The organism is Solwaraspora sp. WMMB335 (genome assembly GCF_049179075.1).
Classification (GTDB): domain Bacteria; phylum Actinomycetota; class Actinomycetes; order Mycobacteriales; family Micromonosporaceae; genus Micromonospora_E.
Map to the genome: position 1 here is coordinate 5533485 of NZ_JBMHMF010000001.1, position 13953 is coordinate 5547437.

General features: G+C 71.4%; 12 protein-coding genes. 7 read left to right on the forward strand and 5 right to left on the reverse strand.

The annotated features are described in order from the left end of the window. The first annotated feature begins 211 nt into the window (after positions 1-211). The 3 genes from ACN27F_RS24140 (at position 212) to ACN27F_RS24150 (ending at position 3947) form a co-directional block, all read left to right on the forward strand. A complete protein-coding gene (locus ACN27F_RS24140) occupies positions 212-1720 on the forward strand; it encodes an HtaA domain-containing protein (RefSeq protein WP_421437224.1) in 1509 nt (502 codons plus the stop codon). Between the two features lie 74 nt (positions 1721-1794). Further along, on the forward strand, positions 1795-2922 hold the full coding sequence (locus ACN27F_RS24145) for a WxL protein peptidoglycan domain-containing protein (RefSeq protein WP_421437226.1): 1128 nt from the start codon (positions 1795-1797) through the stop codon (positions 2920-2922). Further along, positions 2919-3947, forward strand: a complete 1029-nt coding sequence (locus tag ACN27F_RS24150; protein ID WP_421437227.1) for a hypothetical protein — start codon at positions 2919-2921, stop codon at positions 3945-3947. The genes ACN27F_RS24145 and ACN27F_RS24150 overlap by 4 nt, the downstream gene beginning before the upstream one ends. Here ACN27F_RS24150 and ACN27F_RS24155 read toward each other — a convergent pair. Next, on the reverse strand, positions 3832-4662 hold the full coding sequence (locus ACN27F_RS24155) for a GntR family transcriptional regulator (protein ID WP_421437229.1): 831 nt from the start codon (positions 4660-4662) through the stop codon (positions 3832-3834). The genes ACN27F_RS24150 and ACN27F_RS24155 overlap by 116 nt on opposite strands. After that, complete coding sequence (cobF, locus tag ACN27F_RS24160; protein WP_421437231.1) at positions 4655-5449, reverse strand: precorrin-6A synthase (deacetylating); 795 nt, start codon at positions 5447-5449, stop codon at positions 4655-4657. The genes ACN27F_RS24155 and cobF overlap by 8 nt, the downstream gene beginning before the upstream one ends. Before the next feature lie 206 nt (positions 5450-5655). On the opposite strand from cobF, the gene ACN27F_RS24165 reads away from it, so the two are divergent. The 4 genes from ACN27F_RS24165 to ACN27F_RS24180 all read left to right on the forward strand — a co-directional run bounded on the left by ACN27F_RS24165 (position 5656) and on the right by ACN27F_RS24180 (position 10067). Next, positions 5656-7344 carry an amino acid adenylation domain-containing protein gene (locus ACN27F_RS24165; protein ID WP_421437233.1) on the forward strand — a complete coding sequence of 563 codons (1689 nt, stop codon included), beginning with the start codon at positions 5656-5658 and terminating at the stop codon, positions 7342-7344. Then, on the forward strand, positions 7344-8762 hold the full coding sequence (locus tag ACN27F_RS24170; protein ID WP_421437235.1) for a hypothetical protein: 1419 nt from the start codon (positions 7344-7346) through the stop codon (positions 8760-8762). The genes ACN27F_RS24165 and ACN27F_RS24170 overlap by 1 nt, the downstream gene beginning before the upstream one ends. Before the next feature lie 57 nt (positions 8763-8819). Next, a complete protein-coding gene (locus ACN27F_RS24175) occupies positions 8820-9584 on the forward strand; it encodes an enoyl-CoA hydratase-related protein (protein ID WP_421437236.1) in 765 nt (254 codons plus the stop codon). A 264-nt stretch (positions 9585-9848) separates the two neighbouring features. Beyond that, on the forward strand, positions 9849-10067 hold the full coding sequence (locus ACN27F_RS24180; RefSeq protein WP_421437238.1) for a hypothetical protein: 219 nt from the start codon (positions 9849-9851) through the stop codon (positions 10065-10067). A gap of 116 nt (positions 10068-10183) precedes the next feature. On the opposite strand, the gene ACN27F_RS24185 is transcribed toward ACN27F_RS24180, so the two are convergent. The 3 genes from ACN27F_RS24185 to ACN27F_RS24195 all read right to left on the reverse strand — a co-directional run bounded on the left by ACN27F_RS24185 (position 10184) and on the right by ACN27F_RS24195 (position 13877). Continuing rightward, the gene (locus ACN27F_RS24185) at positions 10184-11152 is read right to left on the reverse strand and encodes a TIGR03557 family F420-dependent LLM class oxidoreductase (protein ID WP_421437240.1); all 969 of its coding nucleotides are present in this window, start codon (positions 11150-11152) and stop codon (positions 10184-10186) included. A 152-nt stretch (positions 11153-11304) separates the two neighbouring features. Next, positions 11305-12528: a beta-ketoacyl synthase N-terminal-like domain-containing protein gene (locus ACN27F_RS24190; RefSeq protein WP_421440417.1), complete on the reverse strand. Its 1224-nt coding sequence runs from the start codon at positions 12526-12528 to the stop codon at positions 11305-11307. Between the two features lie 65 nt (positions 12529-12593). Beyond that, a complete protein-coding gene (locus ACN27F_RS24195; RefSeq protein ID WP_421437241.1) occupies positions 12594-13877 on the reverse strand; it encodes a beta-ketoacyl-[acyl-carrier-protein] synthase family protein in 1284 nt (427 codons plus the stop codon). Positions 13878-13953: the final 76 nt, after the last annotated feature.

Consider the following 13953-nt stretch of genomic DNA (forward strand, 5'->3'; position numbering starts at 1 on the left):
GAGATCCTTCCGTCCAGCATCAGTTGAGTCATCAACAAAGGTTTGCCTAAGCTAAGTCACTGGCCCAGTTCGGAACAAGGCCCAATCGGCTCGATGATCAGGTACTCCGACTGGTTCCGATGTTGGTTAGGCATGGCTAACCTAACTTGGATCGCCAGCTGTGTCCACAACGAAGTGTGCACGGCGCGTAACATTCCGGAAAGGATCAGTAATGACCTCATCCAGAGCCAGTGCTCTGGGGCGACGGTCGGCGACCTGGGCGGCGGCAGCCGTACTCGGGGCCGTCACCGCGCTCGTCGGCGTCTCGCCAGCCGTGGCGGCTCCCGCCGGCATCACCGAAGGAAGCCTCAACTGGGGCTTCAAGGCGTCGTTCCGCAACTACGTGCTGTCCGGTGACGGCAACCCACCGATCGCGGCGAGTGACGGTGCCGCGATCAACGCCGGCGGCACGTTCACCTTCCCGTCGACCGGCGGCAGCTACGACGCCGAGACCGGTGAGACGAACGCCACGTACGGCGGCACGATCGTCTTTTCGTACCCGGCGCACTTTTTCACCATCACCCTGGCCAACCCCACGGTGACCGTCACCGGCGGTACCGCCGTGCTCAAGGCCGACGTCGAGTTGGAGAGCACCGCCTTCCCGCCGGTCGACGTCACCCAGGCCACCGTCGCAGACCTCACCACCACCGGAACCAACCCGGTGGCCGGTGTGGACGGCATCACCGGCACCGATCTCGCCGCCACCCTGACCGCTGAGGGCGCCGCCGCGTTCGCCGGCTTCTACGCCGCCGGGGAGACCCTCGACCCGGTGACGTTCACCGCAGCCACGTCCGGTGGCGGCGAACCGGGCGGCCCGAGCGTGACGGTCACCCCGTCGACCGGCGTCGACCCGGACGGCGCGACGATCACCGTCGACGGTGCCGACTTCGACCCGGAGGCCAACGATGCCGCCGGCATCTACGTGTCGTTCGGCCCTCTGGTCGACAACTACTGGACCAACGCCAGCGTGCTGCAGGTCACCAAGTGGGTGAGCAGCACCAACGAGCCGACCGACAGCCGGGACACGATGAACCCCGACGGTTCGTTCAGCACCACCCTGCCGATCAGCGCCCGGTACACCGACCGCAACGGCAACGCGGTCGACTGCACCGTCACCCAGTGTTACGTGATCACCTTCGCGGCACGCGGGTCCGCCGACCGCAGCCAGGACACCTTCACCGCGGTGACCTTCGCCACCCCGGCCGGCGGGGGCAGCGCCAGCCAGGAGATCGCCGCCACCGTCCTGGCCGGCGGCCCGTTGACGCTGAGCATGGCCGGATCCTCGGTCACCCTGCCGCCGGTCGGCAACGGTGCCGTCACCAGCGGTGCGCTGAATGCCGCTACCGTGGCCGACCTGCGCGGCACCAACGCCGGCTGGAGCCTGGTCGGCCAGGTCGGTGACTTCGCCGCCGCCGGTGGTGCGGTCATCGCCGCGGACAACCTTGGCTGGGTACCGACCGCGTCCGTGGTGGACGATCCGCTGGTCGGTGCGGCCGGCACGGTCACTCCGGGCACGGTCGCCGAGCCCGGCGCCGGCCTGGGCAGCGCCCACGCGCTGTGCACGTCGGACGCCGGAGCCAGCGCCGGCACCTTCACCTGTGGCGCACAGCTGAACCTCGGCGTACCCGCCTCGGCGACCCCGGGCGACTACACCGCGACCCTGACGCTGACCCTGTCCTGAGCGAACGCACCGCACGGCTGGTGCGGGTGTCACCGTGACACCCGCACCAGCCACCCCGGCCACCTGGAGTCCCGATGCCTCAGCCGAATCCGCCGCGACGGTCCAGTGTCCGGCGATGCGCACTGGCTACCGCGTTCGCCGCCGCCATCGCCGCCTGGGTTCCGGTCGCCGCCCTGTTCGGTGCGCCGGCCGCCGCTCAGCCGGCCGGTCCGTCCCCGGCCGCCGCTCGGTCGGACGACGCGGTCACCTGGGCGGTGCAGCCGTCCGGCCCGGACGGCCCGACCGGGCGCAACTACTTCGTCTACGACCTGGTCCCGGGCGCGGAGATCACCGACTACGTCGGTATCAGCAACCTCGGCGACCAGGACCGGACCTTCACCGTGTACGGCACCGACGGATTCCTCACCGACGACGGCGCCTTCGCTCTGCTCCCGGCCGATCAGCCGGCCACCGGCGTCGGTGCCTGGGTCCACTTCGAGCAACGCGAGTACGTGGTGCCGGCCGGGGAGCGCCTCGACGTCCCGTTCCGCCTCGCCGTGCCCGCAAACGCCACCCCCGGCGACCACGCGGGCGGGGTGATCGGCTCCATCGCCCAGGTCCGCACCGACGCCACCGGTCAGCAGGTCAACGTCGACCAGCGAGTCGCGGCCCGGATTTACCTGCGGGTCGACGGTCCGGTGGTGCCGGCGATCGACGTCGAGGCGATGCGCATCGAGTACGACAACCCGATCAATCCCCTCGGCGGCGGCACCGCCACGGTCACGTACCGGGTACGCAACACCGGCAACATCCGCATCGGTGGCACCGGTGCGGTGCTGCTGGACGGGCCGTTCGGCTGGCGGCTGGCCCGCACCGATCCGGTGGACCTACCGGAGTTGCTGCCCGGCAGCACCTTCACCGTCACCGAACAGATCACCGACGTGCCACCGGTGCTGTGGCTCACCGCCACCGTCGACCTCGCGCCGATGACCGTGGACGAGGCGTTGCCGCCGGTCACCCGTACGGCCGGCACCTGGGCGCCGCCCTGGCTGCTGCTCGCCGCCATCGCCGTGCTGGCCGGTTGGCTGGCGGTCCGCCGCTGGCGGGCCCGCCAGCGGCGGACCGCCCCGGCCGGAGCCGCGTCCGTCGACCCGGCGGGGGACGCGTCCGCCGATCCGGCTGGAGCGTCGACTGTCCCGACCGACACCGCCGCCGTGCCATGACCGGCCGGCGGACTGCCGGATGCGCGCTGGCCCTGGTCCTGCTGGCCGGCGCGGCGAGCCAGCCCTCGGCCGTGGCCCGTGCGGCACAGCCGCAGGTCGGCGTCAGTCCGGTCACCGCCTCTGTCGGGCAGTCGGTCGCCGTCACTCTCACCGGCTGGCCGACCGGAAACGTCCAGCTGGAGATCTGCGGCAACCGGGCCCGGCGGGGCACCCTCGACTGTGCCACCGCCGGCGCCAGTCAGCTCTACCTACCGGGTGCCGATCCCGTGTCCACCCGGATCACGGTCGTCGCGCCGCCAGTGGCCTGCCCCTGCGTGATCCGGGTCCGGACGCTCGGCGGCGGTGGCGTGCCGACCTCGGCCGTCGGTTCGGCCGCCGCCGGCGGTGTGACCGGGAGCGCGGCCGTCGAGATCGTCGGCACCGACGCGCCGGTCGCTCCGGCCGACGGGGGACCGGCACGCCTGCGCGTCACCGAGCTGGCCGTCGTGCCCGCCGACTGGGACTGGCCGTCGCTGTTCGCCCTGCCCAGCCAGCTTGTCATCGACCTGGAGGTGGGAAACGACGGCTCGGCCGACGTCAGCGAGGCGCGGATGTCGCTGCTGGTCGGGCGGCCCGATCGGCCAACCGTCATCGTCGACGCGCCGGAACTGGCCGGCCTTGCCGCAGGGCAGCGCCGAACTGTCCGGATCGCCGTGCCGCTGGACGCTCCGGTCTACGGGCGGTACGCGGTGCACGGCCAGATCCACGGCGGCGCTGCCGAGGGCATCGACACCGCCACCGGTGTGGCGTTCGTCGCCGAGGCGGAACGCTATCCGTGGGGCTGGGCGGCGGTGGCCGGGATACTCGTGCTGGTCCTGCTGCTCCGCCAGCTCATCCCGACGATCTTGGACTGGCCGATGGCCAAAACGGTCATTTCCTCTCGGCGAGTCCAAGATCGACGGGGAAGGGGGCGGAGCGTAGCGGCGACCCGTCGGCGACCTGCAACTGGTACGCCCGGTGCGGGGCCCAGCCGGCCAGCAGACTGAACCGGTCGCCGCGGACGAAGGTCTCCCGCCACTCGACCGGCGTACCGGCGGCTCGCCCGATCCGTTCCACCGCGAGCAGCCCGACGCTGCGGCCGATGCCGAGCAGTTGGCGTTGTTCGGCAGTGGGCACGGTGGCGTGAATACGCTCCTGCCCGTCGGTGATCCGCACGCCACAGGTGGCCAGCTCGGCGTAGATGCCGGTGCCGGTCAAATCGGCGGTCAGCAGCGGCCGGGCCAGGTCGGCGAGCAGCCAGGTCCGGTCGGTGGCGAGCGGCTCGTCGTCGGCGAAGCGCAGCCGCACCAGGTGGACGAACTCGGTGGCGGGGTCCAGGCCGAGTCGGGCGGCCACCGCCGTGTCGGTACGTAGGTCGCGGGCGAGCACCTCGCTGCGCTGGCGCATGCCGCGGGCCTGGACCTCGTCGAACAGCGAGTAGAGCGCGCCGAGCGGCTGCTCGATGCGTTGGTGGTGGACCGCGGTGCGCCGGCCCCGGGCCGAGTCGAGCACCCCGGCCTGGCGTAGCCGGCGCAGCGCCTCGCGTACCGTGTGCCGGCTGACGCCGTACTCCTCGACCAGCTCGTGCTCACCGGGGAACCCGGCGGTGAACCCGCCGGCGGACAGCCGGCGGACCAGGTCGTCGTGCAGTTGCGCCCAGAGCGGGAGTGGGCTGTGCCGGTCGACCGGTCGTGGCTGTCGGGCCAAGTCCTGTTCAGTCATCTCGCGCCTGCTGTCCGGTTGCCTGGCCAATGGTACGGCGCAGCAGGTAGGTGTCCATGATCCAGCCCTTGCGCGCCCGCGCCGTGGCCCGGGTGGTCACGATCTGATCGGCGATCTCGTGCACCGGGCCGGCGAGCAACAACTCGTCCGGAGTCCCCAGGTAGGCACCCCAGTAGATGTCGATCCGGTCGGCCGCGGTGAACCGGGTGAAGGTGCAGTGCGCGTCGAGCATGACCACGAGGTCGTCGACCCCGGGCGGGAACCCTTCGTCGGCGAGCCGTCGCCCGGTGGTGATCTGCACCGGTCGGCCGATCCGGTTGAGCGTGATCCGGTGCCGGGCGGTCAGCGCGGCCACCGCGCTGATTCCGGGGACCACCTGGTATTCGAACTCGACCACCTGCCGCGTGTACAGGTCGTCGAGGACGGCGAGGGTGCTGTCGTACAGGGCGGGGTCACCCCAGACGAGGAAGGCGCCGCGCCCTCCGTCGGGCAGTTCGTCGCTCAGCAGCCGGGCATAGAGATCGCCACGGCGGCGCCGCCAGTCCTCGACCGCCGCCGGATAGGCCGTCGCGGCCCGGTCGCGCTCCGGGTCAGGGGCCTCGATCAGCCGATACGCCTGCCGGGCGTGCCGCCGCAGGATCTCCGTCCGCAGCCGGACCAGGTCCTGCTTGGCCGGTCCCTTGTCGAGCAGGAAGAACACCTCGATCCGCTGGATGGCCGCGATCGCCTGCAGGGTCAGGTGGTCGGGGTCACCGGCACCGATTCCGATGATCGCTATCTCTCGCACCCGGCGAGTGTGCCGCACCGGGCCGGGTCGGGCGACCGAGCCCGGCGCAGGTCAGCGGGCCGATGACCGGTTTCACTGCTTCCTTGCACTTATTACGTATTTCTTACCTATTGTCACTGTCTGTAGATTGATGACCGACTCTGCGGTTCCCTTGAGGTGACCCGCGCCGCAGCCCTCGCAGCGGTGCGACACCGAGAGGAGACGTCATGCCGAGGCGACGAGCCGGCCGCTCGCTGACCCTGCACCGCAGCAGCGCTACCGCTCAGCACAGCATTCCCCGGATCGCGGGGGCCGGGCTGCCCCCGGACCCGCTGGCTCGACTGTCTGGTACGGACCGTCAGTTGTTCCGCCGGTTCGGCTATGGCCCGGATGAGCCGATCATCCATACGCACATCCACCATGCGTTCGAGCGATGGGCCGCCGCTGTCCCGGACGCGGTCGCCGTCGAGCACCTCGGCGTGACCATCACCTACCACGAGCTCGACCGGCAGGCCGACCAACTCGCCCGCCGGCTGGTCTCGCTCGGCGTCCGCCCCGGTGACCGGGTCGGACTGTTCCTGCGACGGTCGATTCCCATGATCATCGGGCTGCTCGCCACGCTCAAGGCGGGTGCCGCGTACGTACCGCAGCACGTCGGCGTGGCCACCGACGCGCAACTGCGCCACGTCCTGCACACCGCCGCGATCCGGGTCGTACTGACCACCAGCGAGTTCGCCGGGCAGATCCCGCAGCCGGCCGGCCAGGTGGTGCTCGCCGTCGACGAGACGCTCGCCGAGCCGCCGGCCACCGAGAGCGTGCCGGCCGGGCCGGTCAGCTCCGACGACGGCTGCTACGTACTGTTCACCTCCGGCACCACCGGCCAGCCCAACGGGGTGACCGTCACCCATCGCAACGTGTGCAACCTCCTGCTGACCGCGCCGGGTGATCTTGGCATCCGGCCAGGGTGGCGGGTCGGACAGATCTTGAGCATCGCCTTCGACATGGCCGCCTGGGAAATTCTCGGCTGCCTCAGCCACGGCGGCACCCTGGTGGTGCGCGGCCGGGACATCGCCGCCACGGTCGAGCAGGTCGACGTCGTGATCGCCACGCCCAGCGTGCTCGGCACGGTCGATCCCGACCGCTGCGCGCGGGTCAAGGTGGTGGCCGTCGCCGGCGAACCGTGCCCCCGCCCGCTCGCCGACCGGTGGGCCCGGCACGCGGTGTTCCACAACTCCTGCGGCCCGACGGAAACCACCATCGTGAACACGATGCAGCGGCACGATCCGGCCGCTGCCCAGCTGACCATCGGGCGCCCGACCCCGAACAACACGGTCTACGTGCTGGACGCCGACCGCCAGCCGTGCCCGATCGGCGAGGTCGGCGAGATGTGGGCCGGCGGCGACTGCGTATCAGCCGGCTATCTGGGCAATCCGGAGCTGACCGGGCAGCGGTACGCCCCGGATCCGTTCCTCGGCGGAGGGCGGATGATGTTCCGGACCCGTGACCTCGGTCGATGGACGTCCGACGGGGAACTGGAGCATCTGGGCCGCACCGACGACCAGGTGAAGGTGCGTGGCTTCCGGGTCGAACTCGATTCCGTCTCGGCGGTGCTGGAATCGGTGCCCGGCTGCCGGCGGGCGGCGACCCTCAAGGTCGACGACCGTACGCTCGTGTCGTTCGTCGCGCCCGGGGTGGTCGACCCGCAGGTCGCCCGCCAGGCGGTCGCCGATGCCCTGCCGTACTACTGCGTGCCGGATCAGGTGCACGCGTTGCCGGTGTTGCCGATGACCGACCGGGGCAAGATCGACAAGGCGGCGCTGCGCCGACTACTCGACCGCCCGGCGACGTCCGGTCCGGTCCCGTCGATCGACCGCCCCGTCGGGTCCGACGCGGCCACCCTGTCGGAGGCGGCGTGATGGCCGGCATCGCCACCCGGACCCGCCCGCCGACCACGGACATCGCGCCGGCTGCGGATGTCCTGCGGGCTGCCGAGGCCGCACCGGCCGCGGCGCCACCGGCCGGTGCGGTCGAGTTGCCGGCCGCACTGCCGCTGGCCGGCCGGATCACCAAACATCCCCGGCTGATGCCGTACCACCGGCTGACCGCTCTGGTGATCGCCGGCAATGCCGTCCTGTTGGGCTACGCGCTGACCGCCGGAGGCTGGTGGACCGGCACCGAAGGCGGACTGGCCAGCCTGTCCTACGCCGCGCTGGCCAACGTTGCCCTGGCCGTGCTGATCCGCCAGCAGTATCTGATCAACCTGCTGTTCTGGCTCGCCACCCGGGCCCCGACGAGCTGGCCGCTACGCGTGCGGTGGGCGCTGGGTAAGGTCTACCACTTCGGTGGGCTGCACGTCGGCGGGGCACTCGCCGGCACCGCGTGGTTCGCCGCGTACGTCGTCGAACTGACCCGCCAGGCCGTCGCCGCCGGGACCGTGACGGTCCCGCTCGCGCTGGCCTACCTGTTGATCGTCCTGCTGGTCGTGATCGTGGCGACCGCGCTACCACCGGTACGCCGCCGTCGGCACGACCTGTTCGAGCGGACCCACCGGTTCGGCGGGTGGGCCGCGCTGGTGATCCTCTGGGCCCAGACGGTGGCCGTCGTCGACGCCGGGCGAGACAGCCGTCCACTGGTCGCCGCACTGGCCGCCACGCCGGCACTGTGGATCCTGGCGCTGCTCACCGCCAGCGTGGCACTGCCGTGGCTGAGGCTGCGCCGGGTGCCGGTAGGCGTCGTGCGCCCGTCGAAGCACGTGGCCCTGCTCCATCTGCGGCACACCACACCGTTCGCCGGGTCGTCCACCGCCATCAGCCGCCGTCCGCTGCTGGAGTGGCACTCGTTCGCCAACGTACCGGCGCCGGGCGAGGCCGGTTTCCGGCTGGCCGTATCGCGAGCCGGTGACTGGACCGGCGACCTGATCGACGACCCACCGGAGCACGTGTGGGTCAAGGGGATCACCACCGCCGGGGTGGCCAACATCGAAGTCCTGTTCACCCGCGTCGTGTACGTCGCGACCGGCAGCGGCATCGGACCCGTTCTGCCGCACCTGCTGGCCCGGCAGGTGCCGGCGCACCTGGTCTGGGCCACCCGGGCCCCGCGGGCCACCTACGGCGACGACCTGATCGACGAGATTCTGCGGGCACAGCCCGACGCGACGATCTGGGACACCGCCACGCACGGCAAGCCGGACATGGTGGCGCTGGCGTACGAGGCGTTGCGGGCCAACGGCGCCGAGGCGGTCATCTGTATCTCCAACCAGAAACTCACCTGGCAGGTCGTGCACGGCCTGGAACGTCGGGGCATCCCCGCGTTCGGCGCGATCTGGGATTCCTGACCGGGGCCGTCGCGGCGCCGTGCGGCCCCCCGATGATGAAACAGCGGAGGAGACGACGTGTACGTCAAGATCGAACAACAGGGCGCAGTGGTGACCGCCACCCTGCACCGCCCAGCGGCACGCAACGCGCTCAACTCGGCGTTGTGCGCGGAACTGGTGGCCGCACTGCGGCCGCTGGACCGGGCACCCGACGTCGGTTGCTTCGTGATAACCGGCTCGGACGGGTTCTTCTGTGCCGGGGCCGACATCCGCGAGATGGCCGGCAGGACCACGGCGCAGATGATGGCCGACGACTTCTTCGCCGGCTGGGAGGAGTTCACCGCCCTGCGTACGCCGAAAATCGCTGCGGTCGCCGGATACGCCCTCGGTGGGGGATGTGAACTGGCGATGATGTGCGATCTGGTGATCGCGGCTGAGAACGCGCGGTTCGGCCAGCCCGAGATCACCCTGGGCGTGATTCCGGGGATCGGCGGCACCCAGCGGCTTACCCGACTGGTCGGCAAAGCCAAGGCGATGGATCTGATCCTGACCGGCAGGTCGATGGACGCCACCGAGGCGGAGCGGTGTGGGCTGGTGTCCCGGGTCGTTCCGGCCGGACGGCTGATGGCCGAGGCGTACACCGTCGCTGAGGTGATCGCCGGCCATGGCCGCCTCGCGGTGCGCGCTGCCCGCGAAGCGGTCGAGCGGTCGCAGGAGGTCGGGCTGCGGGAAGGGCTGCTGTTCGAGCGACGGGTGTTCCATGGCCTGTTCGACACGGCGGACCAGGCCGAGGGAATGGCCGCCTTCGTCGAGAAGCGGCCGCCTCGGTTCCTCGGTCGGTAGTCGTCAATGCGTGTCTGCCCCTACTCACGCATCGTGCCCGGAATATGACTGCTGTGCCGGGTCGAGTGTGCGGAGTGTGGCGATGACGATTGTTCCTCGCGTATGTGTGATGTATGTGAATGTTGCTCAGTGCTCTTTAGCGTTTACCCATGGTGACGACGGTGGTGCTTATCGTGGTGGTGGAGCGGAGCGGATCACTAAGCTTTGCCGCTAATTGTGCGTACGGATGAGGCGCCGGATGGCTAAACCGGCAAGGATCGCGATATGAAGGTTCTGTTCCTGGGTGGCCCGTGGCATGATCAACGGCGCGAGGTGACCCCCCGCCGCCTCGCCGCTGCCGCGGACACCTTGCCTACGCAGTACACGGTGCCGCTCCAGCCGGGGGCCGAGTCCGTCACGTACATCCGTCGCTACGCCCGTAGCCAGGGCGAGCGGCTGCCGGTCTACGTCGCGCCCGACTATTCCGGCCCAGCCCGCGCCTGACGGCGTCGGTGCGGTGGCCGGACACCAGCCACACCGGGCCGGCCACCGTGCACGCTGAGCGGGCCACCACGCACCTCCGCCGAGCGGCGCCGTCACCCGCGGCAGCCGGATTCCGGTCACCGCGCGCCGTCGAGCCCCCGCAACCGATCGGCCAGCACACGCTCGAAGAAGTCCATGAACCCGTCCGGGTCGGGCCCGGCGTTCTGCAGCACGACGTGGTCGAACCCGGCGTCGACGTACGGGCGGACCGCCTCGACATGCACCGCCGGGTCCGGCCCCACGCTGAAATGCCGCCGGATGTCGTTCGCGCCCACCATCGCCGACGCCGCCGCGAAGTTCACCGGGTTGGGGAGTTCGCTTTTCACCTTCCAGCCGGTCACCGCCCACCGGCTTGACTCCCAGGCGGCGGTCACCGCCTGCTCTTCGTCGGTAGCCCAGGCCATCGGGCACTCGGCGTACAGCGGTCCCTTACCACCCGCCCGGTGGAACTGGTCGATGATCGCGGCTTTCGGCTCGGTGGCGAACAGACCGTCGCCGAGTTCGGCCGCCAGCTGCGCCGACTCGGGACCGCTGGCCGCGACCGCCAGCACCGGTGGCTCCTCCGGCAGGTCGAAGACCCGCGCGTCGTCAAGCTGCAGGTGCCTGCCCTGGTACGACTGGTAGCCCCCGGACCACAGCAGCCGGATGATCTCCAGCGCTTCCCGTAGGCGTGCGTGACGCTCCCGTACGCTCGGGAACGGCTGACCGGTGACGTGTTCGTTGAGCCGCTCGCCGGCACCCACCCCGAGGGTGAACCGGCCGTCGCAGAGCAGCGCCACCGTTGCCGCCGCCTGGGCGATGACCGCCGGGTGATAGCGCAGGGTCGGGCAGGTCACCCCGGTGGCCAAGCCGATCCGCTCGGTGCGGGCCGCGATCGCACCCAGCACGCTCCAGGTGAACGGCGAGTGGCCCTGACTGTCCAGCCAGGGATGGAAGTGGTCACTCAGTTCGACGAAGTCGAAACCGACCTGCTCGGCCCGGACCGCCTGGCGGATGAGTTCCGCCGGTCCGAACGCTTCGGTGGCCAGCTTGTATCCGATCTGCATCCGTCCGCCTCCTCGGTCGCTGCGCTCACCCGTGTCCCCGCCGCGACGAGCCGTCCCAGCCCGTTGTCGCTTCATCCCGATACCCGATCCCCGGTCACCTATTCGCCGCCGCCACCAGCACGGTGACCGGACCAGAACCATGACCGACCGGATCACTCCCATGCCTGGTCTCGGCGCAGCAGCAGGGCGCTGTTGAAGCCGTCGAAACCCCGGGCGGCGACCAATGCCGTCCGGCCCGCGCACTCCCGCTGCGAACGGACGAAGTCGAGATCGCAGCCGGGCGCCGGGCGTCGCGGTGCGGCCGTCGGCGGCAGCACCCGGTGCCGCAGGGCCAGCAGCGCGGTCGCCACGTCCAGCGCGGCACTGCCCTGGTGCGCCCGCCCGGTCAGCGGCTTCGGCGTGGTCACCGGCGGTGAATCCGGCCCGAACACGACCCGCAGGGCCCGCGCTTCCGAGCGGTCGTAGCGCGGCACCCCGAGCGCGTCGGGGAAGCAGACGTCCACCTCGGTGGGAGCGGCGCTGGCGGCGTCCAGCGCGACCCGCATCGCCCGTGCGTACTGGCCGACATCGCCGCCGCTGTGCCGGGTGGTGTGCAGCGCGTCGTGGGTGGCACCCCAGCCGGCGACCTCGCCGTAGATCACCGGCGCGCCGCGTGCCAGGGCGTGCCCCAGCTCCTCGACTACCAGCACCGCCCCGCCTTCACCCGGCAGGTAGCCCTGCGCGTCCACGTCGAACGGCAGGTAGGACCGGTGTGGATCGGTGCCGCTGCTGAGCAGGCCGCTGCGCAGTTGGCAGGCCAGGGCGTACGGGCTCAGCGCGCATTCGGTGGCACCGGCCAGCACCACGTCGGCGCCCCGACGGATGGTGCGCGCCGCGTGCGCCAGGCTGTCCAGTCCCCCGGCGGCCTCCGCGACCAGCACCCCGCAGGCCCCCTTGAACTGGTGGGCGATGGAGAGCTGGCCGACGCTGGCGGCGTAGAACCAGGCGATCGACTGGTACGCGCCGACGGTGCGGCCCGGCCGTCCCCACAACCGCTGCAATTCCCGCTGCCCGAACAGGTTGCCGCCGGAGGAACTGGCCAGCGTGACCGCGTACCGGTAGGGGTCCGGGGCGGTCTCCGGTAGGCCGGCGTCGGCCAGGGCAAGGCGGGTGCCGGCGAACGCGAGATGCGTCCACCGGTCGGTCTGTACCGCCCGCCGGTTGTCCGTCCACTGCAGGGCGTCGAAGTCGGCGACCTCACCGGCGAGCGTCACCGGGTACGGGTCGGGGTCGAACAGCGTGATCCGCCCGGTACGCGGCTGCCCGACCAGGACGGCCTTCCAGTGCGCTTCGGCGCCGAACCCGGTAGGTGCCACCACACCGATGCCGGTGACCACCGCCCGGCGGCGGCCACCGCCGTCCGCCGCACCCGTGCTGCCGGACCGGGCGGCACCGTTGCCGCTCACCGTGCTGTCCTCTCCGGCGTGGCGAAGACCATCGCGGACTGGAACCCGCCGAATCCGCTGCCCACCGACAACGCCACCTCCACCGGCAGGTCGCGGGCCTGGTTGGGCACGTAGTCCAGGTCGCACTCCGGGTCCCGGGTCCGCCAGTTCGCGGTCGGCGGCACCACCGAGTGCGCCATCGCCAGGGCACAGGCGGCCATCTCGATGGATCCGATGGCACCGAGCGAATGCCCGACCATCGACTTGATCGAGCTGATCGGCACCTGGTACGCGGCGTCGCCGAGCGCCCGCTTGAACGCCGCGGTCTCGTGCCGGTCGTTCTGCCGGGTGCCCGAGCCGTGCGCGCTGACGTACGACACCTCGCCCGGGTCGAGCCGGGCCTGGTCCAGCGCGTCGGTGATGGCCAGCGCCATCTCGGCACCGTCCGGGCGTAGCCCGGTCATGTGGAAGCCGTTGCTGCGGGTGGCGTAGCCGGCTACCTCGCAGTAGATCCGGGCGCCGCGACGTCGCGCGTGGTCGATCTCCTCCAGCACCAGTACGGCGGCGCCTTCGGCGAGCACGAAGCCGTGCCGGTCGTTGTCGAACGGCCGACTGGCGTGGGCCGGATCGTCGTTGTCCGGCGTGGTGGCCCTGATCGCGTCGAACGAGGCGACGGTGACCGGGGAGATCGGCGAATCGGCCGCCCCGGCCAGCATCACGTCGGCCGCACCGTCGACGATCAACTGGTGGGCGTAGCCGATGGCGTCGATCCCGGAGGTGCAGCCGGTGGAGATCACCTGCGCCGGGCCGTGCCAACCGTGCCGGCAGGCGACGTCACCGGCCAGGCTGCTGGGTACCAGGGCCTGGTAGAGGTACGGCATGGTGCAGTCCACGTCGACCAGCCATCGCGCGCCACTGTCGCTGGCCACCACGTACTCCTGCTCCAGGGCCATGGTGCCGCCGACGGCGGAGCCGAGGGCCACCCCGGCGCGCTGACGACCAGCCTCGGTCAGGTCCAGCCCGGCATCGGCAAGTGCCTCGATCGAGCAGGCGAGTGCGAACTGCACGTACCGGTCGGCGCGTCGCCGCTCGCGCGGAGTGAGCCCGGCACCGGCCGGGTCGAAGTCGCACTCGGCGGCGATCTGGGACCGGAACGGTGACGGGTCGAAGAAGCTGATCCGCCGGGTGGCGGTCCGGCCGGCGGTGATCGCCGTCCAGAAGGCTTCGCGGGTCGCCCCGCCAGGGGCGACCACTCCGATTCCGGTGACCACCGTCCGCCGTGGCGACCGGCCGGCGGTCACGGCCGGCGTCCTCGCGGTGTCCCGGACGGCCCGCCGGTGACCCGCGCCCCGTTGGCGTGCGGGCTGGCGTTTCGCG